The 20,995-nt window shown below is 58.1% G+C and carries 19 protein-coding genes; 9 read left to right on the top strand and 10 right to left on the bottom strand.

Going from position 1 to position 20,995, the window contains the following annotated elements; genetic code table 11:
• Positions 1 to 19: 19 nt before the first annotated feature.
• A complete protein-coding gene (locus AACW18_RS05425) occupies positions 20 to 922 on the bottom strand; it encodes a LysR family transcriptional regulator (RefSeq protein ID WP_042651427.1) in 903 nt (300 codons plus the stop codon).
• A gap of 109 nt (positions 923 to 1,031) precedes the next feature.
• Here AACW18_RS05425 and AACW18_RS05430 point away from each other — a divergent pair, with 109 nt between their 5' ends.
• The 4 genes from AACW18_RS05430 (at position 1,032) to AACW18_RS05445 (ending at position 4,021) form a co-directional block, all read left to right on the top strand.
• Positions 1,032 to 1,592: a YceI family protein gene (locus AACW18_RS05430; RefSeq protein WP_042651428.1), complete on the top strand. Its 561-nt coding sequence runs from the start codon at positions 1,032 to 1,034 to the stop codon at positions 1,590 to 1,592.
• Positions 1,592 to 2,329 carry a hypothetical protein gene (locus tag AACW18_RS05435; protein WP_218388025.1) on the top strand — a complete coding sequence of 246 codons (738 nt, stop codon included), beginning with the start codon at positions 1,592 to 1,594 and terminating at the stop codon, positions 2,327 to 2,329. Before AACW18_RS05430 ends, AACW18_RS05435 begins: the two co-directional genes overlap by 1 nt.
• Before the next feature lie 185 nt (positions 2,330 to 2,514).
• Entirely contained in the window at positions 2,515 to 3,636 is a 1,122-nt protein-coding gene (locus AACW18_RS05440) for an adenosylhomocysteinase (RefSeq protein ID WP_218290210.1), read from the top strand.
• A gap of 82 nt (positions 3,637 to 3,718) precedes the next feature.
• A complete protein-coding gene (locus tag AACW18_RS05445; protein WP_218388356.1) occupies positions 3,719 to 4,021 on the top strand; it encodes a SelT/SelW/SelH family protein in 303 nt (100 codons plus the stop codon).
• 133 nt (positions 4,022 to 4,154) lie between these two features.
• Here the strand turns inward: AACW18_RS05445 and pepT are convergent, their stop codons facing one another.
• Complete coding sequence (gene pepT / locus AACW18_RS05450) at positions 4,155 to 5,378, bottom strand: peptidase T (RefSeq protein ID WP_218388026.1); 1,224 nt, start codon at positions 5,376 to 5,378, stop codon at positions 4,155 to 4,157.
• Between the two features lie 1,054 nt (positions 5,379 to 6,432).
• Between pepT and speA the strand changes: the two genes are divergently transcribed.
• Entirely contained in the window at positions 6,433 to 8,334 is a 1,902-nt protein-coding gene (gene speA, locus AACW18_RS05455; protein ID WP_218388027.1) for a biosynthetic arginine decarboxylase, read from the top strand.
• A gap of 87 nt (positions 8,335 to 8,421) precedes the next feature.
• Here speA and AACW18_RS05460 read toward each other — a convergent pair whose 3' ends face one another.
• Positions 8,422 to 8,709: a hypothetical protein gene (locus tag AACW18_RS05460; protein ID WP_218388028.1), complete on the bottom strand. Its 288-nt coding sequence runs from the start codon at positions 8,707 to 8,709 to the stop codon at positions 8,422 to 8,424.
• A gap of 242 nt (positions 8,710 to 8,951) precedes the next feature.
• On the opposite strand from AACW18_RS05460, the gene AACW18_RS05465 reads away from it, so the two are divergent.
• On the top strand, positions 8,952 to 9,539 hold the full coding sequence (locus tag AACW18_RS05465) for a histidine phosphatase family protein (RefSeq protein WP_218388029.1): 588 nt from the start codon (positions 8,952 to 8,954) through the stop codon (positions 9,537 to 9,539).
• 141 nt (positions 9,540 to 9,680) lie between these two features.
• Here AACW18_RS05465 and AACW18_RS05470 read toward each other — a convergent pair whose 3' ends face one another.
• On the bottom strand, positions 9,681 to 10,130 hold the full coding sequence (locus tag AACW18_RS05470; RefSeq protein WP_218388030.1) for a very short patch repair endonuclease: 450 nt from the start codon (positions 10,128 to 10,130) through the stop codon (positions 9,681 to 9,683).
• A 68-nt stretch (positions 10,131 to 10,198) separates the two neighbouring features.
• Between AACW18_RS05470 and AACW18_RS05475 the strand changes: the two genes are divergently transcribed.
• The gene (locus AACW18_RS05475; RefSeq protein ID WP_218388031.1) at positions 10,199 to 11,788 is read left to right on the top strand and encodes a DNA cytosine methyltransferase; all 1,590 of its coding nucleotides are present in this window, start codon (positions 10,199 to 10,201) and stop codon (positions 11,786 to 11,788) included.
• Between the two features lie 115 nt (positions 11,789 to 11,903).
• Here AACW18_RS05475 and AACW18_RS05480 read toward each other — a convergent pair whose 3' ends face one another.
• Genes AACW18_RS05480 through AACW18_RS05490 form a run of 3 tightly spaced genes read right to left on the bottom strand, consistent with a single transcriptional unit; the run spans position 11,904 to position 15,305 of the window.
• Positions 11,904 to 12,623 (bottom strand): hypothetical protein, encoded by a 720-nt coding sequence (locus AACW18_RS05480; RefSeq protein ID WP_218388032.1) that lies wholly within the window; start codon positions 12,621 to 12,623, stop codon positions 11,904 to 11,906.
• Entirely contained in the window at positions 12,620 to 13,381 is a 762-nt protein-coding gene (locus tag AACW18_RS05485; RefSeq protein ID WP_218388033.1) for a hypothetical protein, read from the bottom strand. Before AACW18_RS05485 ends, AACW18_RS05480 begins: the two co-directional genes overlap by 4 nt.
• The gene (locus AACW18_RS05490) at positions 13,368 to 15,305 is read right to left on the bottom strand and encodes a hypothetical protein (RefSeq protein WP_218388034.1); all 1,938 of its coding nucleotides are present in this window, start codon (positions 15,303 to 15,305) and stop codon (positions 13,368 to 13,370) included. Before AACW18_RS05490 ends, AACW18_RS05485 begins: the two co-directional genes overlap by 14 nt.
• A 336-nt stretch (positions 15,306 to 15,641) precedes the next feature.
• Here AACW18_RS05490 and AACW18_RS05495 point away from each other — a divergent pair, with 336 nt between their 5' ends.
• Complete coding sequence (locus tag AACW18_RS05495; RefSeq protein WP_218388035.1) at positions 15,642 to 16,010, top strand: VOC family protein; 369 nt, start codon at positions 15,642 to 15,644, stop codon at positions 16,008 to 16,010.
• A 110-nt stretch (positions 16,011 to 16,120) separates the two neighbouring features.
• On the opposite strand, the gene gdhA is transcribed toward AACW18_RS05495, so the two are convergent.
• Entirely contained in the window at positions 16,121 to 17,467 is a 1,347-nt protein-coding gene (gene gdhA / locus AACW18_RS05500) for an NADP-specific glutamate dehydrogenase (protein ID WP_042651439.1), read from the bottom strand.
• A gap of 607 nt (positions 17,468 to 18,074) precedes the next feature.
• Between gdhA and rluF the strand changes: the two genes are divergently transcribed.
• On the top strand, positions 18,075 to 19,088 hold the full coding sequence (gene rluF, locus AACW18_RS05505; RefSeq protein WP_218388036.1) for a 23S rRNA pseudouridine(2604) synthase RluF: 1,014 nt from the start codon (positions 18,075 to 18,077) through the stop codon (positions 19,086 to 19,088).
• 183 nt (positions 19,089 to 19,271) lie between these two features.
• Here rluF and AACW18_RS05510 read toward each other — a convergent pair whose 3' ends face one another.
• On the bottom strand, positions 19,272 to 20,498 hold the full coding sequence (locus tag AACW18_RS05510; RefSeq protein ID WP_218388037.1) for an MFS transporter: 1,227 nt from the start codon (positions 20,496 to 20,498) through the stop codon (positions 19,272 to 19,274).
• Positions 20,491 to 20,994 (bottom strand): nucleoside deaminase, encoded by a 504-nt coding sequence (locus AACW18_RS05515; RefSeq protein ID WP_218388038.1) that lies wholly within the window; start codon positions 20,992 to 20,994, stop codon positions 20,491 to 20,493. Before AACW18_RS05515 ends, AACW18_RS05510 begins: the two co-directional genes overlap by 8 nt.
• Between the last annotated feature and the right edge of the window lies 1 nt (position 20,995).

Genomic DNA, 20,995 nt, shown 5'->3' on the forward strand with positions numbered 1-20,995 from the left:
ACAGCAGTCAAACCCCGCCTCAGGCCTCGCGATCCCAGTAGTGGGGGGCGAGGTAGCGTTCCTGCACGAATTCGATGAAGCAGCGCACCTTGGCCGAGACGAAGCGGCGGTGCGGATAGAGCGCATAGAGGCCGACCTGCCCCTTGTCCCATTCCGGCAGCAGTGACACCAGTTCCCCCGAGCGCAGCGCATCCCCGACGATGAAGGTGGGCTGCAGTATGATGCCCTGGTGATCGCAGGCGGCCCGGGTCAGGGCCACCCCGTTGTTGGCCCGCAGCGGCCCCTGCGGGCGCACGCTCAACTGCTCCCCCTTGCGCTTGAACACCCAGTCCGGCTGGGTCAGGGTGTAGATGAGGCAGTCGTGCTGCTTGAGATCCTCCGGCTGGCTCGGGGTGCCGCGGCGCGCCAGATAGGCGGGACTGGCGCACACCTCCAGCCGCATCATGGCCAGCGGCTTGGCGACCAGGGAGGAGTCAGGCAGGTTGCCGATGCGCAGCGCCAGATCGAAGCCCTCCTCCACCAGCGCCACCCGCCGATCGCTGTATTCGATCTCCAGCTTCAGGTCGGGAAAGCGCTCGCGAAACAGCGGCAGGGCGGGGGAGAGGTGCAGGTAGCCAAAATCCATCGGCACCGACAGCTTGAGGGTGCCCTGGGGCTGCTGGTTGTTGCGGGTGAGCTGGCTGTGGGTCTCCTCCAGCTCGGCCAGTAACGCCTGGGAGCGCTGGTAGTAGAACTGGCCCGCCTCGGTCGGGTTGACCTGACGGGTGGTGCGTGACAGCAGCCGGGTCGACAGGGACTCCTCCAGCTGCTGCATCAGCTTGGAGGTCATGGCGACCGAGATGCCGAGCTGGTGGGCGGCCTTGGTAAAACTTTGACACTCCACCACCTTGATGAAGGTACGCATGGCGGCTATCTGGTCCATATTCCACTCTCAGTTGATAATTATTTTAATAAATCGATGATTATCTATTGCTACTGGGAGGTTAGCATTTCGAGTATCGATGTGAACCCCTAACGAAGGAACGAACCGAATGAAAATGACCAAGGCCCTGCTGGCTTCCTGCCTGTTTATGGCGGCTCCCCTGATGGCGGCCGATTATGATGTCGACGCGGCGCACACCACAGTCCAGTTCAAGGTGGGCCACCTCGGCTTCTCCGAGCTGGTCGGTCGTTTCAACACCTTCAGCGGTACCTTCAGCATGGACGAGGCCAACCCGGCCGCGGCCAAGGCGAGCTTCGAGATCGATGCCGCCAGCGTGGACTCCAACCACGAGCCCCGTGACAAGCACCTGCGCAGCCCGGACTTCCTGGACGTGAAGCAGTACCCCAAGATGACCTTCGTCAGCAGCGGCTATGAAGGCAGCAAGGACAAGGGCGTGCTCAAGGGCTCCCTGACCCTGCACGGCGTCACCAAGGAAGTGGCCTTCGACATGGTCCACATCGGCGAAGGCAAGGATCCCTGGGGCGGCTACCGCAGCGGCTTCAACGCCACCACCACCATCAAGCGCAGCGACTTTGGCGTGAGCTACATGCTGCCCGGCATTCCGGACGAGATGAGCATCAACCTGTTCGTCGAAGGCGTGCGCAAGTAATGGGCGCAGCACTCCTGCTACAAACCCTGGCGGCTCCTTTGGGGGCCGCTTTGCTGTCATGGCGCTGGCCGCGGCTGGGCTATCTGTGGGGGGCACTGGCCCTCTGGCTGGTGGGCTCCCTGCTGGGCGGCGCCTACGGCCTGCCCGCCAAGGCGTGGCAGTGGCTGCCGCTGTGCCTGCTGCTGCCCGCCATCGTGGCCCAGCTGGCCGACAAGCGCGCCGCCCTGGCGCTGTTTGCGGTGCTCGCCGCCCTGGTGTGGTGGCAGGGGCTGGCCTCGGTGCTTGGCACAGAGCCGCGCATCTGGCTGGCCCTGCTGCCCGCCATCGCCTGGTTCGCCTGGACCGGGTGGCGCGGTGACAGCCGGGAAGGACTCGGCTTCGCGCTCGGCTTCATCTGGCTGGCCCTGGTCATCGGCATCGATGGCAGCCTGCTGATCGCCCAGCTGGCGGGAGCCCTCGCCGCCTTCGCCGGCTTCCGCGCCCTGCTCGCTGCCCTGACCGGCGCCCAGATGTCGCCTGGCGCACTGGCGCTCGCCCTGGCCTTCGTGCAGATGCTCGCCTGGCAGTATGTGGAGGTGCCGCTGCTGGTGCTGCTGCCGGTCTGGCTGCTGCCGCTGCTGGAGTGGGCCCTGGGCAAGCAGCCCTGGCTGACGCGCTGGGGCCTGTTGATCCTGGTGGCGGGGATCGGCGCCGGCCTGAGTCTGTGGTGGGTGTGGCCAGAAGCATCACTTTATTAATTTCTGCATGAAAAACATGCTATTACCTCATTATTTGATGAGTCAGTCATAGTCTGTACAGATAAAGATTGAGCGCCATGGTGGTTTCAGATAAAAAGGATTTTCAATTATCTGGACACACACAGAACCCGGCTATGCCGGGTTCTGTTTGCCTGCTTGTTTGCGGCGCGCTAAGGAGGCCACAGTTGCGCAGTCAAGGATCTGAGCATCTGTTTTTTCGCCATTTCACCGAGCAGGGACGCCTCGAAGGCCTCTGTATCCTGCTGGTCACCCATTTGCTCCCCGATCGACCCCATTTCATCCAGACCCTCGATCAGATAGGGCGGATCGGTGCCATCTTGCCAAAACCCAAGTCAGTTCACGGACCGACCCTGATCTGGGCCCAGCAGCACTACCCGGTGTTGCCCCTCAACCGCCACTGGACCAACGATCCCGAGGGGGTGATCGAGCAGATAGCCCCCCTGGTCCGTGCCCACGAGCGGCTCATCATCCTGGACATAGGCGGTTACTTTGCCAGGACCCAGGCGATCTTGAGCGAGCACTTCGGGGCGCGCTTTCTCGGGGTGGTGGAGATGACAGAGAACGGTCACCAGCGCTACGAGCTGGAGGCGCTGGCCGCCCCCGTCATCTCGGTGGCGCGCAGCCCGCTCAAGCAGGCCGAGGACATCCAGATAGGCCTGAGCGTGGTCTACTCCGCCGAGTCCCTGGCCCGCACCCTCAATCGCACCTTCAATGTCTGCCAGGCCGCCCTGTTCGGCTACGGCAAGGTGGGGCGCAGCATCGCCCGCGAGCTCAGGTGCCGCAACCTGCATCTCGAGCTGGTGGAGACGGATGCGCTGCGCCAGGTGGAGGCGCTCTCCCACGGCTTCAAGCTGGTGGGCAAGGCCGAGGCGCTCAAGCGGGCCGAGCTGGTGATCTGCTCCACCGGCAACGGCTCGCTGGATCTCGCGGATCTGCAGGCGCTGCGCCCCGGCGCCATGCTGGCCTCGGTCACCTCCGCCGATGACGAGTTCGCGTTCTGCCTCTCCCTTCTGCCCTGGCCGAGCGAGGAGGTGTGCCCCCATGTGCTGGCACTGACCCGACCGGATGGCAGCATCATTTTCCTGCTCAACCACGGCGAGGCGATCAACTTCGTCCACGGCGCCGTCATCGGCGAATACGTCTATCTGGTGCTGGCGGAGATCATCGAGGGGGTGCGTCAGCTGGCCCGCCAGGAGACGCTGCCCGGGCTGTTCGATCTGCCCCAGACCACCATGAGCACCATAGCCCGCCACTGGCTGGCGGATTTTCACGGCGTCGTGCAATGAGCGCCATCCCGAATGCCGGGCGGCGCATGGGTGTTTCCCATCCTCAGCAGGCCAATTTTGACGGAGTCACCCCATGATAGAAATGGCACAACCCAGCCTCAAGCCTCGTATCGAGATCCGCTACTGCACCCTCTGCCGCTGGATGCTGCGCGCCGCCTGGCTGGCTCAGGAGCTGCTCTCTACCTTCGACAGCGACCTGGGGGAGGTGGCACTGGTGCCCGCAAGCAAGGGGGAGTTCAAGATCCTGGTGAACGGTGTCCAGGTGTGGGACAGGGTGGCCGATGAGGGCTTCCCCGAGGCCAAGGAGATCAAGCAGCGGGTGCGCGACCTCATCGCGCCGGAGCGGGATCTGGGCCACGCGGATCGCAAGCCGGCCGGCGAATGAACCGCGGTGACCGAATAGCTGCAGACTGAATAGCAGAAGGGAGGCACTGGCCTCCCTTCTGCTTGTTGACGTCAACGCGGCGCTCATCTGCGGCCGGCGATCCCCTCGACAGCCGCCGCGCGAGCGCCCCACGTCAATCCCGGTAGGCGGCCGTCAGTCGCACCAGCTCCACCAGGGTGGCGACCGCTTTCTCCATGGATTGCAACGGGATGAACTCGTGCTTGCCGTGGAAGTTGTGGCCGCCGGTGAACAGGTTGGGGCAGGGCAGCCCCATGAAGGAGAGGCGGGCGCCGTCGGTGCCGCCGCGGATCGGCCTGATCTTGGGGGTCACGTCGGCGGCGAGCATGGCGGCCTTGGCCAGCTCGACTATGTGCATGTGCGGCTCGATCTGGCTGCGCATGTTGCGATAGCTGTCGGTCAGGGTCAGCTCGATGCGCGCCTTGGGGGCGTCCAGCTGCAGGGAGGCGACCCGCTCCTTGAGCTGGGCCTTGCGGGCGGCGAAGGCGTCGTCATCGAAGTCGCGGATGATGTAGTGCAGCTCGGTCTCTTCCACAGTGCCGCGCATCTGTGCCAGGTGGAAGAAGCCCTCATAGCCCTCGGTGCACTCCGGGGTCTGCTCGGGGGGCATGGCGGCATGGAAGCGGGCGGCCAGGGTCTGGCTGTTGATCATGCCGCCCTTGGCGGTGCCGGGGTGCACGTTGTTGCCGATGAAGCGCACCGTGGCGCTGGCGGCGTTGAAGTTCTCGTACTCCAGCTCCCCCAGCTCGCCGCCGTCGACGGTATAGGCCCAGCGCGCCGGGAAACGGTCGAGGGGGAACAGGTTGGCGCCGCGGCCTATCTCCTCGTCCGGGGTGAAGCCAAGCCAGAGGTCGCCACGGAGGATCTCGGGGTTGGCCTGCAGCTGGGCGACGGCGCTGAGGATCTCGGCGATGCCAGCCTTGTCATCGGCCCCCAGCAGGGTGGTGCCGTCGGTGGTGATGAGATCCTGGCCCAGGTAGTTCTTCAGGCAGCGATACTGGCGGATGGCCAGCACCTCGTCCCCCTTGCCGAGGCAGATATCTCCCCCCTGATAGTTTTCGATGATCTGGGGCACGACCTGCTCGGCCTCGTAGTCGGCGGTGTCCATATGGGCAATCAAGCCGATGGCGGGCGCATCCGGCTGGTTGCCCGGCAGGCAGGCGGTGAGGTAGCCATTGTCATCCAGCGTGACCTGGCTGAGGCCAAGCTGTGTCATCTCATCGCGCAGGGCGCGGGCGAAGATCAGCTGACCCTCAGTGCTGGGACAGGCGGGATTGCACGCATCGGAGCGGGTATGAAAAGTCAGGTAACGCAGAAAACGCTCAAGCAGGGTATCCATGGGCAGGCCTCAGACCGATTAGGGAGGCACCATTGTGAGCAATCTGGTCGGATCGCTTATTGCGTCAGCGCAGTTTTTGACGCACTTTTTGCAGAAGATCGCGCAAGATACCCGTTCGGTGGTGCTATGGTCGGCGTCTCAGCTACTTATTGAATAATAATTCTAAATTAAAGCGTGGTTAATCACTTGTGAAGGGGCCTGATGCCGGCTCGGCCCTGTAGTGGCAAGGCATGGGGGAAAATGGCTCTTTCACCTGTTATTTCCAGGGGTAATAGGGAGGGAGGCGATCCCTTGCCATCCCAGTGCCAGCCTTGTTGGCAGCAAGATTTGATCGACTTATTAAAACCAGTTTTTGAACACTATTTTTTATTGTCACCGTCGGCGGTAAGTGTGTACACTCCGCGCCGATCCGAGGGTAACCCTGATGCAGGCAGAGCCGCCAGACACCGGAAGATCTTACGCCTATAGGGCGAGGCACGCAGAAACGACAGACACTGCTAGGGTATGGTTTCTTTAATACCGGTTAGGCTCCGGTATCAGGGAGAACAACAGACTCTCTTCCACCTTCTGACCGAGTGAGCCAACGGCTCATCATCTTCCCTTGTCATGGGCGGTCACGGGTGTTGAGTTGGCTGTGGTGGTTGTCGTCTATCAACACGCGTGCGTGCTGACGCCTTCGCTTCCCTTCCTTGAAACCTCCCTTGTCGTCGTGATGGCTGCCGAATGATGAACAGATGGCGTGGCTGATGCTGTCTGTCATCAAAGTACCGCGGCGCCGCCATAGGGTGGCACCGCATACCGTTGAGCTTGATGTAAAGCCACCAGCCCCACATCAAGACTCGTTACTTCCCAAAATCCACCAGGCAGCCTTAAGGCTTGCCGTGATGTGCGCACAGAGGGTCTGGCAGCGATGGAAGCTAACCGCCGCAAGGCAGGTTGCTTTCAAGCTTCCAGCAGGCAAGCCTTGGCTTGCCACTGTGTGCAATAGATGGTCTGGATGTGATTGAGGGTAACGAAGGCGGCCTACTGGCCGCTCATTTGCGAGGCATAGCCCATGACTAACTGGTCCAGCAAGGACTCCTTGAAGGTCTACAACGTTCCCTACTGGGGTGCGGGTTTTTTCAATATCAATGACGCCGGTCATGTGACCGTCGCTCCCGACAAGTCACGCCCTGACGCGCATATCGTCATCTCCGATGCCATCGAACAGTTGCGCCAGTCCGGGCTGACCACCCCCGTGTTGCTGCGTTTCCCCGACATCCTCAAGAGCCGGGTCGATGCGCTGTTCAACGCCTTCGGTCAGGCCATCGAGAAGTCAGGCTATGAAGGGGATTACCTCTGTGTTTACCCGATCAAGGTAAACCAGCAGCGTCGCGTCATCGAGACCATCAGCCAGTCCTACAGCGACAAGCCGCGGCTTGGGCTGGAAGCGGGCTCCAAACCGGAGCTGTTGGCCGTGCTGTCCCATCACCATGAGCAAGGCTCGGTGATCGTCTGCAACGGTTACAAGGACCGCGAATACATCCGCCACGCCCTGTTGGGCAACCTGATGGGCCACAAGGTCTACATAGTGGTGGAGAAGCCCTCCGAGCTGGAAATGGTGCTGGACGAGTCAGCTCGCCTCAACATCAAGCCCAACATCGGGGTGCGTGCCAAGCTCGCCTCCACCGGCTCCGGCATGTGGGAATCGAGCGGCGGCTCCATGTCCAAATTTGGCCTCTCCGCCTCCCAGATCCTGGCGCTGGTCGAGCGCCTGCGCAGCCTCGGCAAGCTCGATTGCCTGCAACTGCTGCACTTCCACCTCGGCTCCCAGATCGCCAACATCCGTGACATTCAGGGCGGTATCCGCGAGTGCGGCCGCTTCTATTCCGAGTTGCGTCGCTTAGGGGTGCCCATCGACGTGGTCGACGTCGGTGGTGGTTTGGGTGTGGACTATGAGGGCACCCGCTCCCAGAGCCACTGCTCCGCCAACTACAGCCTGTCCGAGTACGCCAACAACGTGGTGTGGGGCATCGGCGATGTGTGCCGCGAGTTTGACCTGCCGCACCCGACCATCATCAGCGAGTCCGGCCGTGCCCTGACCGCTCACCACGCCGTGCTGGTCACCAATCTGATTGGTGCCGAAGGGGTGGAGATGAGCGACATCAGCGCGCCGGATGAAGACGCACCGACCATTCTGCAGAACATGTGGAAGGGCTGGCTGGACCTGCGCAGCGAGGATCCCTCCCTGCTGGAGATCTTCCACGACTCGGTGGCTGATCTGGGCGATGTGAACACCCAGTACACCATGGGCCTGCTCAATCTGGAGCAACGTGCCTGGGCCGAGATGCTGCACCAGAACACCTGTCTGGCGCTCAAAGAGCTGCTCAACCCGGTCAACCGCAACCACCGCGCCCTGGCCGACGAGCTCTCCGAGAAGCTGGCCGACAAGTGCTTCGCCAACTTCTCCCTGTTCCAGTCCCTGCCGGATGCCTGGGGCATAGGTCAGGTGTTCCCGGTGATGCCGCTGACCGGGCTCGATCGTCCGCTCACCCGCCGTGGCATCCTGATGGACATCACCTGCGACTCCGATGGTCAGGTCGAGCACTATGTCGATGGCTTGGGGGTCGAGAGCACCCTGCCGATGCCGGAGTACGCCGAGAACGAAGTGTGCCACGTCGGCTTCTTCCTGGTCGGTGCCTACCAGGAGATCCTGGGGGATCTGCACAACCTGTTCGGTGACACCCACTGCGCGGAAGTGTGGCTCGACGAGGAAGGCAAGATGGACATTCGCAACGTGGTGCGCGGCGACACCGTCGACCAGCTGCTGCGTTACGTCAACATAGACCCGTCCGTCATTCGCGAGAACTACCAGCGCATCGTCTCCCACCCGGCGCTGGACGACGCGACCCGCAAGGCCCTGCTCGACGAGCTGGAGCTGGGTCTGCAAGGCTACGCCTATCTGGAAGACGAATAAGCCTCTGGCTTGTTCCCCGCATAGCGGGATTAAAAAACGGCGCCTTCGGGCGCCGTTTTTGTTGGCTCACAAGCAGGTTGCCCTGTGTCAGCGTTTCTTGAGGCGAAGCAGCGACTTGCCAATCACCACCAGAAGGCTGAAGACGGCATAGATGGCGTTGGACTGGGCATATTCCTCCGCTACATAGGTGAAGTTGGATCTGTACTTCTCCACCGCCTCCGCCGGGGTGTTGGCGTAGATGAAATCGTCCTCCACCTCGAAGCCCTGGGCCAGCAGCGCGTTCCTCTCCAGAGTAAAGGTGGGGGAGTCGGCATAGAGATAGGTATAACTCTGCCGGTTGGATACCGGTATGGTGAGAAACTGGTACTTCGCCATGGGCTGCCTCATTTGAATGGCTCGATCCGCTCGACCTTCCATATCGCACTGCTGCTGTTATGGAGAAGGTCAATAAAGGTTCGTACGGGTCTTTTGATAGCCCAGCCTAACCAGGCGGCCGAGGCGGCGCAATGACCATCTGGGTTGCCACTGGCGGGGATGGGTTCCGGTATGGGTCCTCGTCTCTGTTATCATCCCAACCAGCCTCTTTCCCCTCTTTCTTTGACCTCACAGGAGAACCCATGTCTCGCATCATCTATCTGCTGCGCCACGGCCAGACCCGTTACAACGCCGAGCAGCGGCTACAGGGGCGCTGCAACTCCGAGCTGACCGCCAAGGGGGAGGCGCAGGCCATCGCCATGGGGGCCCGTCTGCGCGAACAGTTGAGCGACCCCGCCAGCTGGACTGTCTATGCCAGCCCCCTCGGCCGTGCCCGACAGACGGCGCAGCTGGTGTGCCAGCAGCTTGGGCTCGACGGCGAGCGCATCGTCTGGGACGAGCGGCTGATGGAGCTGGGCATGGGGGAGTGGGAGAGTTGCCGGGTGCCGGATCTGCTGGAAGATCATCCCGAACTCGATATCAGCAAGCCGGACTGGTATCTGCAGGCCCCCGCCGGGGAGGACTTTCACAGCATCCAGCGCCGGGCCCAGGGCTGGTTGATGGACCCCACCACTGCCGAGCGTGCCATCGTCATCTCCCACGGCCTGCTCGGCGCCACCCTGCGCGGCCTGTATGCCGATCTCGATTACGAGACCACTTGGCGGCAAGACCTGCCACAGGATGCCTTCTTCAGGCTCAGCGGCGGCCGGATCGAGCGCATCCAGTGCTAACGCCAATGAAAACACCTCGCGGATGGGCGAGATGTTGAAGAGGGGTTAATGAAGGGAACCGAGCCGTCTTATTCTCACACCAGTCTGGGCTGCTTCTGCTAAAAGGCCTCGCGCTTCTCAGGCAGACAATTCATTCCTGCATCAGCTGTTCGGGTAGTCAGGCCAGCTCAGCGATGTCGTTGTGCCTCTGATGATCGGGGGCAGCCACTCCAGAACGGCGTAATCCTTTCCTTTCAAGCCGCATTCCCAGATCTTGAATACTCTCCAACCGGCCTGGCCCAGCATGTATTCCACCTTTTCATCGCGGAGCGTGTTGGCGGCAAATTTCTGCAGCCAGAATTCGGTGTTGCTCTTTGGAGTGGCGGTATAGGGACAGTTGAGATGACGGTGCCAGAAGCAGCCATGAACGAAAATGCAGAGTCGATAGCGTGGAAGAACGATGTCTGGCGTGCCGGGAAGATCTTTCACGTGCAATCTGAAACGAAAACCCCGGGCATGGAGGTATTTGCGCAGCAGGATTTCGGGGCGGGTATTCTTGCCCCTGATGCCTGACATCATCACGGAACGGGTTGATGCTTCAACTACATCCATGCTTTCGCTTCCTCGAAGTCATGCTTCCTGGTATCTTTACGGCCTGATCAAAAACACAGTAATTCGATATGACCATTTTTTCACCACCCATCCCCGTTGTCGACCTGTTTGCCGGTCCTGGCGGGCTGGGTGAGGGCTTCTCCTCTCTCAATGATGGCAAGGCATTCGAGATCCAGGTTTCCGCAGAGAGGGATCCTGTCGCCCGCCAGACATTGAGACTTCGCGCGTTCTACCGGTTGCTCAAGAATCACAGGCCAGAGTTCATTCAGGACTATTACCAGTTCTGCAATGGTGATGCCGAGAATCCGTTCACGGAAAACACCATCGATCTCTGGAAAAAAGCGGAAAAAGAGGCGCTGTGTCTGGAGATCGGCAGCGAAGAAGGCAACCAAATACTTGATCAGGCGATAGCCAAGGCTTTTGAAAACAAGAGTGAATCCCTGCCCTGGGTGTTGATTGGTGGTCCTCCCTGTCAGGCCTATTCCATTGCCGGACGTTCAAGGAACAAAGGCAAATTGGATTACAAGCCGGAAGAGGATCATCGTCATTTCCTCTATAAAGAGTATCTGCGGATTATCCAGAAGAATCGCCCAGATATTTTTGTCATGGAGAATGTCAAGGGGATATTGTCCTCAAAGATAAATGGAGACTTTATTTTTCATCAAATTCTCCGTGACTTGGCCAGTCCCAATGTGGCCCTAGAGATGCCTGATGACGGTCTCAGATACAAAATAGTTTCCTTGGTAAATGACGAAGTATTCCAGGATGGTGATGACCCCAAGTTGCTCGATGCCAAGAAGTTCATCATTCAGGCCGAAGAGTATGGAATTCCGCAGGCCCGTCACCGTGTAATTCTTCTGGGCATTCGCAGTGATCGTGTTCGTGCTGAGCTTCTAGAACTGCCAAAGCTGTCAAAGTCAGATACAGTTACGGTCAAACAGATAATCGGGAATATGCCTGCATTGCGAAGCAAGCTCAGCAAGCAGAGTGATTCATACCTGAATTGGGAGTCTTCGGTCAGAGAAGAGCTGATGTCTCTTAGCGTGTCTGCACAAATGGGACCGAAGGATATAATGCCTCTTTCAGCAAGATTGACTGCAGCAGCAGAGCATTTGAATGCACAAGAAACAGGTGGGCTGCGCTGGACTAAATCTGATGAGCGAGAGGGTAGCACTGGAATTAGTGAGTTAGACAGTTGGTATTCTGATCCCAATCTTGATATCTGGTTGAATCATGAAACGAGGGGACATCGAATCGATGATCTGGGGCGCTATGGATATGCGGCATGTTTTTCAGAAGAGTATTCCCGTTCACCCAAAGGCCATACTGATTTTTGCCTACCAGGGCTTGCTCCGGATCACAAAAACTGGGAATCAGGCCAGTTCTCTGACAGATTCAGGGTGCAACTGGCGGATGCTCCGTCTACTACCATAACCAGTCATATTGCGAAAGATGGGCATTATTTCATCCATTACGATCCAAAACAGTGCCGCAGCTTGACAGTAAGAGAAGCCGCACGTTTGCAGACATTCCCTGACAATTACTTCTTCCATGGAGGAAGAACACAACAGTATCATCAGGTTGGGAATGCTGTTCCTCCATTGCTGGCAAAAAAAATAGCCAAAGTTGTATTTAGCATTTTAGCCTCAGTAAATTAGACAATATCTAAATTCTTCAGATGCCATAATGTTAAAAAATTAACAAACAACTGCCGGCGGCCATTATGCCGCCAGCTTAATTTTGAGTCACAGAAGAGTAAGCAGTATCTCATGGTTATTCTGTGTTCTGCTCCTTAAATCGATCAAATTCAGAAGGTAACAAACCTACGATCTGATCGCCAGTCATTGCCACGAAATCATATGTCCGTTCAAACTGACGTAAAACACGGGTAAGACGCCTTGGGCTTTTACCACCGGCACCTCGTTTTCTTGTTCGTTTCTGCTTGTCCCAGTAAAGATGGTAGATCGCCTCGATCATCGAAGGGTTTGTGATCAGTGTCTGGGTCGCTGCGATCTGACCCCAAAGTTCTCCTGGCGTATTTACTGGTCCGTTCAAAAGTACGACAAGCTCCCCTTCCTTTTCGCGATGGGCAACATAGACCCTCCAGATCGAGGCTAGATAGTGCCTGTAATATCGTTGCCAGTTGTCGGGTTCCGCCACCCAGATCGGTACTTCCCCCGGTTTGTAATGACCTCCGGACTTCTTGCAAAGGCGGTCGAATAGATATGCTGAGCACCATGTCCAGAAACCCCAGTCTCTCTCTGCTGAAGTCAGCTCTAGGTCGGTAACAATTTTATCCAAGTCTCTGGCTGCTATGAGACTGTCCTCAAGATTTAATTCGTCCAGCATTGTGGTATTGCCACCGATGACTTCTGTGAACTCTGAGGATGTCAGCAATTCTTGAGGAAAAGACTGTGGCTGACCAGTTTTCTGGCTGTCGAGGAATGCCATAAACCGGAGTTTGCCTTGTTCCGTCATACGCATGATTGTCATTTCCATGCTCCTTCGGCAGATGCTAAAATTGCCGATTGGCGAACACCAATCCGGTTAGCAAGAATTCTTACTGCGTTATCTATCCATTGTTCGTGGTCTGTGTCTTGTTCAGGGAGACCAGCACCTATTTGTTGGGCAAATAACAACCATCTGGTGGATAATTCCAGTGGATCAGAAAGGGTTGTATCCCATCCATCTTCACTAGATAGTATTTTCACTAGAATCTGACGCATAGCTGCTGGTAGGATGAACGCTTTGAATACAAGTGAGCGTACAACTTGCTCTCTGCTACCTAATTCGCGTTCTATTTCCAGAACTGCTTTTTGATCATCTTGTACAACTCGCCATAAAACACCATATGAAGACAGGTCTACGCTCGATACGGGTAAAATACTTTGTTGATTCTCGTTAAGCTGATCATCTTTGCTGTATGCTTGGACATTTTCTGCAATTCCAAGTAAAAGTCCTTCCGATACATCTACAACCTTTATTCGGAAGCTCATATCCAATGCATCGTCAAACTCAGTCAGTTCGATGAAGTTACGTCTGACGTTATTTGCTACTCCGCCAAGATCTATACGCATGAAGCGAGTCTTGTATTGAGGCTCTACGAAAACGCTAGCTCCCTGTGGAAAATTGTAATCACTGAGGTTAATAGCTACATCTACAATGGGGCTATCACTAAAATCTCCGTGTAAACGGATATTTATGTCCTCATGAAGGATTTTTTTACGTCCGGTATAGTTAAACCGTTTCATCGATTATCTCCTCCGAACTTACGTCTACGATAATGTCTCTTCGGCGGTCAAAGCCATGAACAGATAGTAGGAACGCATTTGACTTTGCCTCAAACTTTATGATATTTCCGTCAATTACAACATTGTCCATATTATTTGTTTGGGGAGATAAGACATTTTTTGCATTGCCAAGATCGAAATCATTTACATCCCAAAGCTTTAATGCTCTAGCCTTCGATGCTCCGGTAAAGTCATATGCTACTTTGATTATGTATTTACGAGGTTGATTCAGTTCCTCTAGTGGACCTTTGACAAAGAATCCATCTTCTGATTTTGTCAAACGATAGTAATGATGGCGTGGTACCGATGTAGGAACTATAGGAGGTTTTGTGTCACCACCTGCTTTTACTCGCCCTGCTTTCTTACGAGATTCGGGAACATCATCATCATTCTCTGGAATATCGATATAAAAGATATCCGATAGAATGGTGATATCCTCTTCATCATCACCTTGGCTCATAAGATTAAGGAGCTTGTTTACAGATAGACGAACAAAGTCGATGGTACTGGAACCCCAACGATATTTATTTTTAAATTTTGTTGCATTTTTTTCCCACTCTGTATGAGCAGGATTCTCTGAATCCCCTAGCAGAGTCGCTAACGCTCCAGCTTCTACTACTACCATACTTGTATAACCGCGTACTTTTTGAACTCTATCCTCCGGAATTAAGATACCTTCACGTAGGAATTGAGGTTTCCTCATGATATCAGTGACATCCTTAGATAAATATATATCGAAGAATGAGGTGTTCGACTTTTTTGAGTCGTTTTTCTGAACATATACTGTGCACCTGATGCGAATAAATCCATCTGGCTTTGCCAGCGCTTCCTGAATTGTCTTTACTATCTCCCTGGGTAGATAGTCTTTATCCCACTTTGGCTGTGATGGTGAATTAGGACATTTTAATTCAATAGTTGGATAGTCTTTTTCAATTATAGCCTTGGAGGCGAGAGCAATAAATGGAGCAATTTGCTCTATCTGGTCTGGTAGTAAGATTCTATTTAGGTTCTCACTAATACTAGCGCTATCAATAATGCGTGACAGCCCATCTTCAAAAACCTCTACTGCCAGTTGACCATTCATTATTGGCCAAAAATATTCACGGACTACATGTTCCGAAATTTTATCCGCTGTCACCTCTGATTGAACATAAGGTATGATTAGTGACAAGCCTGCTTGCTCAATAGATCTTGCGAGACCAAAGTCGTTGGCTAGTTGCTCAAAGAGGGTTGGGTCGTCAACGGGAAGTTGAAAATTGTCTTCGTCGAAGTTTCCCCACCAGCCATCAGGAGTGAAATTTTTACCATCCACATGATGAGACTTCAGTACGCTCTGGCCGGCAATAAGGCAACAAAAATCTGAACTTCGTACGGTGACAGCAATAAACATACGTATACCACTGGTATAGGGGAAAACATATTTTCCAATACCATGGCGACCTCGTTCGCCCTCTTGCTTTCCGGATTGTCCTTCTGCTCGCATAAAGAAATAGAAAGAATTATTCGGCTGGGCCTCATAGGCCGTCACATCACCGATTAGACCATTCGTGTTGAAGTCTTCGTAGACCAAAAACCTGCAATTATCGGATGCAGTTGGTGGGGCTGCTAGCCCATTGTCTTCGGCATTAAAATGCTGCCAAGCCTCGTCGGATACATAGTGAGACATCACGCCAGATGCGGCACTATGAGAACCCAATGAAAAACGAACCAATACAGGTTTCCCTATGGAGTAATCCGACTTTGCATCCAGTGAGTTCTGGATTGCTTCACGTACTAAAGCATGGGTATCGTCATCGATGCTCGAGTTGGTGAAAAAACTTGCTTGCATCGGGTCACGTGACTTCTGGCTCCGTCGCTTAGGTTCGAAAAACCACTTTGCTGTCATACACCCCCCTACCATATCCACTTAATAAATTTCGTTAGCTAATTCACAAATTGAAGTTATTATCATAATTCTTTCGCACTGAACATTGCATATGTTCCTGTGTGTTTTTTGTACGTGATAATACCCCTTAGGGTTAACACTGTAACTTACATTACACTTTGAATGTATAAGATACATACTAGAGAACATATCTCTCTGTAATAGATAATTAAAGCTCCATATGATCTTAATATGCAATTACTTCAATATGTAGTCGCTTGTTATCGCTGAGTGGCAGGTGAAATGGTTTTTTATTTTCATCGCATTTAGTTACATCTATCACAGCACGGAGGGGACATGATCAGCCATATCGACCATCTGGTATTGACGGTCAGTGACATAGATCGGGCCGTGGCGTTTTACAGCAGTGCATTCAAGATGGAGCCCATCAGCTTCGGGGCGGGGCGGCGGGCGCTGCGTTTCGGCAACCAGAAGATCAACCTGCAGCTGCTGGGGCAGGAGCCACGTAACCGGGCGCAGGTGGGCTCGGGGGATCTCTGCCTCATCACCCGCTGGCCGCTGGATCTGGTCATGGTCCAGCTCACCAGTCACGGGGTCGAGATAGTGGAGGGGCCCGTCACCAAGTCCGGGGCCTGCGGGCCCATAGAGTCGGTCTATTGCCTGGATCCGGACCAGAACCTTATCGAGATCAGTTGCTACCTCTGAGCCGAGGTGCGGCGCCCTGAATGACCAAGGCGTAAACAACACGGCAGCCCTGGGGCTGCCGTGTTGTGTTTGGGTGCTTGAGGCATCGGCCTAAGCCATTCCCTGCAGTATTAGCAGACTCCCTGCGCCAGCATGGCATCGGCCACCTTGACGAAGCCGGCGATGTTGGCGCCGCTCTCGTAGTTCACATGGCCCTCCTCGTCCTGGCCGTAGCGCACACAGGTGGCGTGGATGCTGGTCATGATCCCCTTGAGACGGGCATCCACCTCCTCCCGGCTCCAGCCGAGGCGCTGGGCGTTCTGGCTCATCTCGAGCCCGGAGGTGGCGACGCCCCCCGCGTTGGCGGCCTTGCCCGGCGCAAACAGCACTTTGGCAGCGTGGAAGGCCTGGATGGCGGCGGCGCTGCTCGGCATGTTGGCCCCCTCGGCCACCAGCAGCACACCGCCCGCGATGAGCGCGGCGGCATCCTCTGCATCCAGCTCGTTCTGAGTGGCGCAGGGCAGGGCGACCTGGGTCGGCAGGTGCCAGGGGGTACGGCCGGTGAAGAACTCCAGCCCCAGCTCATGGGCGTAATCCGCGACCCGCTTGCGCTGCTCGTTCTTGAGCTCCATCAGGCGAGCCAGCTTGTCGGGGGTGAAACCGTCCGGATCATAGACGGTGCCACCGGAGTCGGAGGCGGTGATGACCCGGGCGCCGAGCGCCATCGCCTTCTCGATGGCGTATTGCGCCACGTTGCCCGAGCCCGACACCGACACCGTCATGCCGGCCAGGGACTGGCCACGGTGGGCCAGGGTGGCCTCGACGAAGTAGAGCAGGCCGTAGCCGGTGGCCTCCGGGCGGATCAGGCTGCCGCCAAAGGAGAGCCCCTTGCCGGTGAAGACGCACTCGGCGCTGTTGGTGAGCTTCTTCATCATGCCCGCCATGTAGCTCACCTCGCGCCCACCCACGCCGATGTCGCCGGCCGGCACGTCGGTATTGGCCCCCAGGTGGCGATAGAGCTCCAGCATCAGCGCCTGGCAGAAGCGCATCACCTCGCCCTCGCTCTTGCCCTTGGGATCGAAATCGCTGCCACCCTTGCCGCCACCCATGGGCAGGGTGGTGAGGGCGTTCTTGAAGGTCTGCTCGAAGGCCAGGAATTTGAGCACCGAGAGATCCACCGAGGGGTGGAAGCGCATGCCGCCCTTGAAGGGACCTATGGCCGAACTGTGCTGGATGCGGTAGCCGCGGTTCACCCGCACCTGGCCCCGATCATCCACCCAGCTGACGCGAAACTGAATGAGTCGCTCCGGCTCCACCAGTCGCTCCAGCAGGCCGTGTTGCAGGTAACGGGGGTGGCGCTCGATGAAAGGCCAGATGGAGGCAACCACCTCGCTCACCGCCTGAATGAACTCCGGCTGATGGGCATTGCGCTGGGCCACCTGGTCGAGAAACGCCGCCTGGGAGAGGGAATGACTCATCTGTAACTCCTGTAGTGAAAGATCATATTGGCGTCATGCCAGAGAAGGGTTCATGGCCCGCATTCAGATTTATGTTCGAGTTAGAAAGTGAATACGGATAAAAATTTGTTCAACAACAATGGCTGCCGACAATCACGAGCTGGCGCCCGTCATGGCCGAAACAGGTATAATAATTTGCGCCGCTGAAAATCTTTTTATGCATTTTTGTTAAATAAATAGCAAGTGATAGTTCTCTCTTTCCGGTCTGGAGCGCCAGCTAGTCTCTCGGCAGGTTTCGGTCGGCGCCCTTACTTGTGTCACCACCCGGCTTGGGGTAGGGTTTGGCCCGCGCGAGGAACCAAGGCACGCCGATCGGCAGGGGCAAAGATGGCTTGGCGAACAGGGATGGATGGGGCCGACGGCGACGGCCTGAGGCGGCCGGGCGCAACTATCCGGCGTATGGCGCGGGGCAATATGCTACTGTAGCGGCGTTTTTTTGGTGAATGCGCAGGCTTTGCCTTTTTTGAAGATGCTTTTTGCAGATGGAATGGTATGCAGACTAACCCGATGACGACCCGGCTGACCCAGCCGACGACCCTCTTCAACCCAATACTCTGGCAGGTGACCCATGCTGGCTGATGAATCCATGCGCCTTAACAAGTACATCAGCGAGAGCGGCATCTGCTCGCGCCGTGAGGCCGATCGCTTCATCGAGCAGGGCCAGGTCTTCATCAACGGCAAGCGGGCCGGGATAGGGGATCAGGTGTTCGCCGGGGATCTGGTCAAGGTCAACGGTCAGGTGATAGAGGCGCGGGAGGCCGACAGCCTGGTGTTCATCGTGCTCAACAAGCCGGTGGGCATAGTCTCCACCACGGAGGCGGGGGAGAAGGACAACATAGTCGACTTCGTCAACCACAGCACCCGCATCTTCCCCATAGGCCGGCTCGACAAGGACTCCCAGGGGCTGATCTTCCTGACCAACCACGGCGATCTGGTCAACAAGATCCTGCGGGCGGGCAACGATCACGAGAAAGAGTATCTGGTGACCGTCGACAAGCCGGTCACCGACGAGTTTATCCGGGGCATGGGCGCCGGGGTGCCTATCCTCGGCGCCGTCACCAAGAAGTGCAAGGTGAAGCGAGAGGCGCCCTTCGTGTTTCGCATCACCCTGGTGCAGGGGCTGAACCGCCAGATCCGCCGCATGTGCGAACACTTCGGCTTTGAGGTCACCAAGCTCGAACGCGTCCGCATCATGAACGTCAGCCTCAAGGGGCTGCCGGTGGGGGAGTGGCGGGATCTCACCGATGACGAGCTGATCGAGCTGTTCAAGCTGATCGAGGACTCCTCCTCCGAGGTGAAGCCGGCCAAGGGGGAGAAACCCAAGGCGGCCAACGGCCAGGGCGCCAAGGTCCAAGCGGGTCAGAATGGCAAACCGGCACCGGGCAAGAAGCCGCGCCGGGATGATGATCACGAGATAGGCGGGCGTCCCAATGTGCCGGGCCCGGCGGCGTTCGAGAACAAGGGCCCTGCCAAGGGGGCTGCGGGCAAGGCGCCTGGCAAGGGAGCCCCCGGCAAGGGCGGCAAACCCGCCGCGGCCAAACCGCGCGCCAACCAGGCGGGGCGGCAGAAGAAGGGGCGCTAACAGGCCCCGTCAGCCCAGCTTGTACTCCCCAATACACCGGCCCCAGGCCGGTGTATTGCTTTGGGCGGGCAACGGAGCCGGGCGCCAGTCTCAGCTTCGGCGGGCAGGCGCATCACCCGGGCGTAGTGGCGGAGGGAATGGAGGCGCAGCACTCGCCATCTCATTGCACTCCCATACCCAGGGCTAAGTCGATCTGTTGTCTTGAGCCAATGTGGTTGTGATATCGGCTGGGTTGAGGGGGTGGCGCATCACCCGGGCGTAGTGGCGGGGATCGAGGCGCAGCACCATCAGGCTCATCAGCACCAGCCCCCCCAGCTGCCACTGCCAGGCGGCGGCAAAGTCGCCGCTGGCGTGATAGAGCCTGGCCGCCACCCAGGGGCCTGTGGCCGCCAGCATGAAGCCGAAGCCCTGCATCAGGGCGCTGAGGGCGCCGGCGCGTCTGGGGTCTGGCAGGTGATCCAGCGCTATCACCATGATGAGGGAGAAGCTGCCGCCGAGCCCGGCGCCGCACAGCATGCACCAGAGGATGGGGGCGCTGGCCGGTGCCAGCCAGAGGCCGCCGAAGCCCAGCGCCTGCGCTGCGATGGCGAGCCCCATCCAGGGGCGCCGATCCAGCCTGCGCGCCGCCAGCATGGGCAGGCCGAGGCCGCTCAGGGTCTGGGCCAGCGCCAGCCAGGCCACCAGCTCACCCCCCTGCTGGGCGCTCAGGCCCTGCGCCATGTAGGCTGGCGCCAGCCAGGCCACGACTATGCCATAGCCGCTGTTGATGATGCCAAAGCAGCCGATCAGCAGCCAACTGCGGGGCAGGCCGATCAGCCGCTGTTCCCCCTGCGGTTGCGGGGCCCTGGTCACTGTCGGCAGTCGCACCCGCCAGCCGAGCCAGATCAGCGCCAGCAGCACCGGCAGGCTCCAGAGGGCGAGCACCCGCGACCAGTCGAGCCGCTCTGCCAGATGGGGGCTGAGGATGGCGCCCAGCGCCCCGCCTCCCATCATGCAGGCAGAAAAAATGCCCATCACCAGCGGCACCCGCCGGGCGAAGGCCCCCTTGATGAGACCGGGCAGCACCCCCTGCACCAGTGCCGAGCCCAGTCCGCAGAGGGCGGCGCTGGCAATGAGCAGGGCGCCGCTGGCCAGATCGAAGCGCAGGGCGCTGCCCAGCGCCAGCAGCAACAGCGCCGCCGCCAGCAGGCGGCGCGGGCTGGTCAGCCTCAGCAAGGTGGGAGTGAACAGCACGCCGACCCCGATCAGCAGCAGGGGCAGCAGGGTCACCCAGGCGAGGTTGTCCATGCCGAGCGCCAGCCGGGCGTCTATCCGTCCCGCCAGCGGCCCTATGGCGGTGAGGAAGGGGCGCAGGTTGATGCCGATCAGCATCACCAGCACCAGCAGGGCGCCTGCCCCCTGCTTACTCATGGCAGGGGTCGCCGTAGAGGGTGGCGGCCGGGATGGGGCTCGGCAGCTTGATCAGCGGCAGGGGCGGCGGCTTGAGGGCCAGCCCCAGCCGCTGATAGCTCGCGGTGCTGTCGAGGCCGAAGGGGGCCGCATCCTGATTGTCGAAGGCGTAGTAGACGGCACTGATGCCGTTCATCACCAGCGCGCTCAGGCACATGGGGCAGGGGTGGCCGCTGGCGTAGACGATGGTGCCCGCCAGCGGCCCCTGCTGGCTCCCCTCGCGCAGCACCTCCAGCTCGGCGTGACGGGTGGGGTCGCCGTTCTCCAGCATGCGATTGACGGCGCTCGCCACCAGCCGGTTGTCCCGAACCAGCAGGGCGGCGAAGGGGCGGCCCCCTTGTCGGCGATGGGTCAGAGCCAGGTGCAGCACCTGCTCCAGCCACTCCTGATGGGTGGGATCCGAGAGAGCGGTCAGGGAGTTGACGAGGCGGGTACCGGACTGAGGGGCGGGTGACATG

It is taken from the genome of Aeromonas sp. sia0103 (assembly GCF_963895295.1).
Classification (GTDB): domain Bacteria; phylum Pseudomonadota; class Gammaproteobacteria; order Enterobacterales; family Aeromonadaceae; genus Aeromonas; species Aeromonas encheleia.

Excerpts from the sequence above, each read along its gene's own strand:
- AACW18_RS05445 (WP_218388356.1), top strand. The coding sequence starts at position 3,719 with ATGGCACAACCCAGCCTCAAGCCTCGTATCGAGATCCGCTACTGCACC.
- AACW18_RS05460 (WP_218388028.1), bottom strand. The coding sequence starts at position 8,709 with ATGGCGAAGTACCAGTTTCTCACCATACCGGTATCCAACCGGCAGAGT.
- AACW18_RS05480 (WP_218388032.1), bottom strand. The coding sequence starts at position 12,623 with ATGACAATCATGCGTATGACGGAACAAGGCAAACTCCGGTTTATGGCA.
- AACW18_RS05475 (WP_218388031.1), top strand. The coding sequence starts at position 10,199 with ATGACCATTTTTTCACCACCCATCCCCGTTGTCGACCTGTTTGCCGGT.
- AACW18_RS05470 (WP_218388030.1), bottom strand. The coding sequence starts at position 10,130 with ATGGATGTAGTTGAAGCATCAACCCGTTCCGTGATGATGTCAGGCATC.
- gdhA (WP_042651439.1), bottom strand. The coding sequence starts at position 17,467 with ATGAGTCATTCCCTCTCCCAGGCGGCGTTTCTCGACCAGGTGGCCCAG.
- AACW18_RS05490 (WP_218388034.1), bottom strand. The coding sequence starts at position 15,305 with ATGACAGCAAAGTGGTTTTTCGAACCTAAGCGACGGAGCCAGAAGTCA.
- AACW18_RS05485 (WP_218388033.1), bottom strand. The coding sequence starts at position 13,381 with ATGAAACGGTTTAACTATACCGGACGTAAAAAAATCCTTCATGAGGAC.
- AACW18_RS05465 (WP_218388029.1), top strand. The coding sequence starts at position 8,952 with ATGTCTCGCATCATCTATCTGCTGCGCCACGGCCAGACCCGTTACAAC.
- AACW18_RS05510 (WP_218388037.1), bottom strand. The coding sequence starts at position 20,498 with ATGAGTAAGCAGGGGGCAGGCGCCCTGCTGGTGCTGGTGATGCTGATC.
- AACW18_RS05515 (WP_218388038.1), bottom strand. The coding sequence starts at position 20,994 with ATGTCACCCGCCCCTCAGTCCGGTACCCGCCTCGTCAACTCCCTGACC.
- speA (WP_218388027.1), top strand. The coding sequence starts at position 6,433 with ATGACTAACTGGTCCAGCAAGGACTCCTTGAAGGTCTACAACGTTCCC.
- pepT (WP_218388026.1), bottom strand. The coding sequence starts at position 5,378 with ATGGATACCCTGCTTGAGCGTTTTCTGCGTTACCTGACTTTTCATACC.
- AACW18_RS05495 (WP_218388035.1), top strand. The coding sequence starts at position 15,642 with ATGATCAGCCATATCGACCATCTGGTATTGACGGTCAGTGACATAGAT.
- AACW18_RS05425 (WP_042651427.1), bottom strand. The coding sequence starts at position 922 with ATGGACCAGATAGCCGCCATGCGTACCTTCATCAAGGTGGTGGAGTGT.
- AACW18_RS05430 (WP_042651428.1), top strand. The coding sequence starts at position 1,032 with ATGAAAATGACCAAGGCCCTGCTGGCTTCCTGCCTGTTTATGGCGGCT.
- AACW18_RS05435 (WP_218388025.1), top strand. The coding sequence starts at position 1,592 with ATGGGCGCAGCACTCCTGCTACAAACCCTGGCGGCTCCTTTGGGGGCC.
- rluF (WP_218388036.1), top strand. The coding sequence starts at position 18,075 with ATGCTGGCTGATGAATCCATGCGCCTTAACAAGTACATCAGCGAGAGC.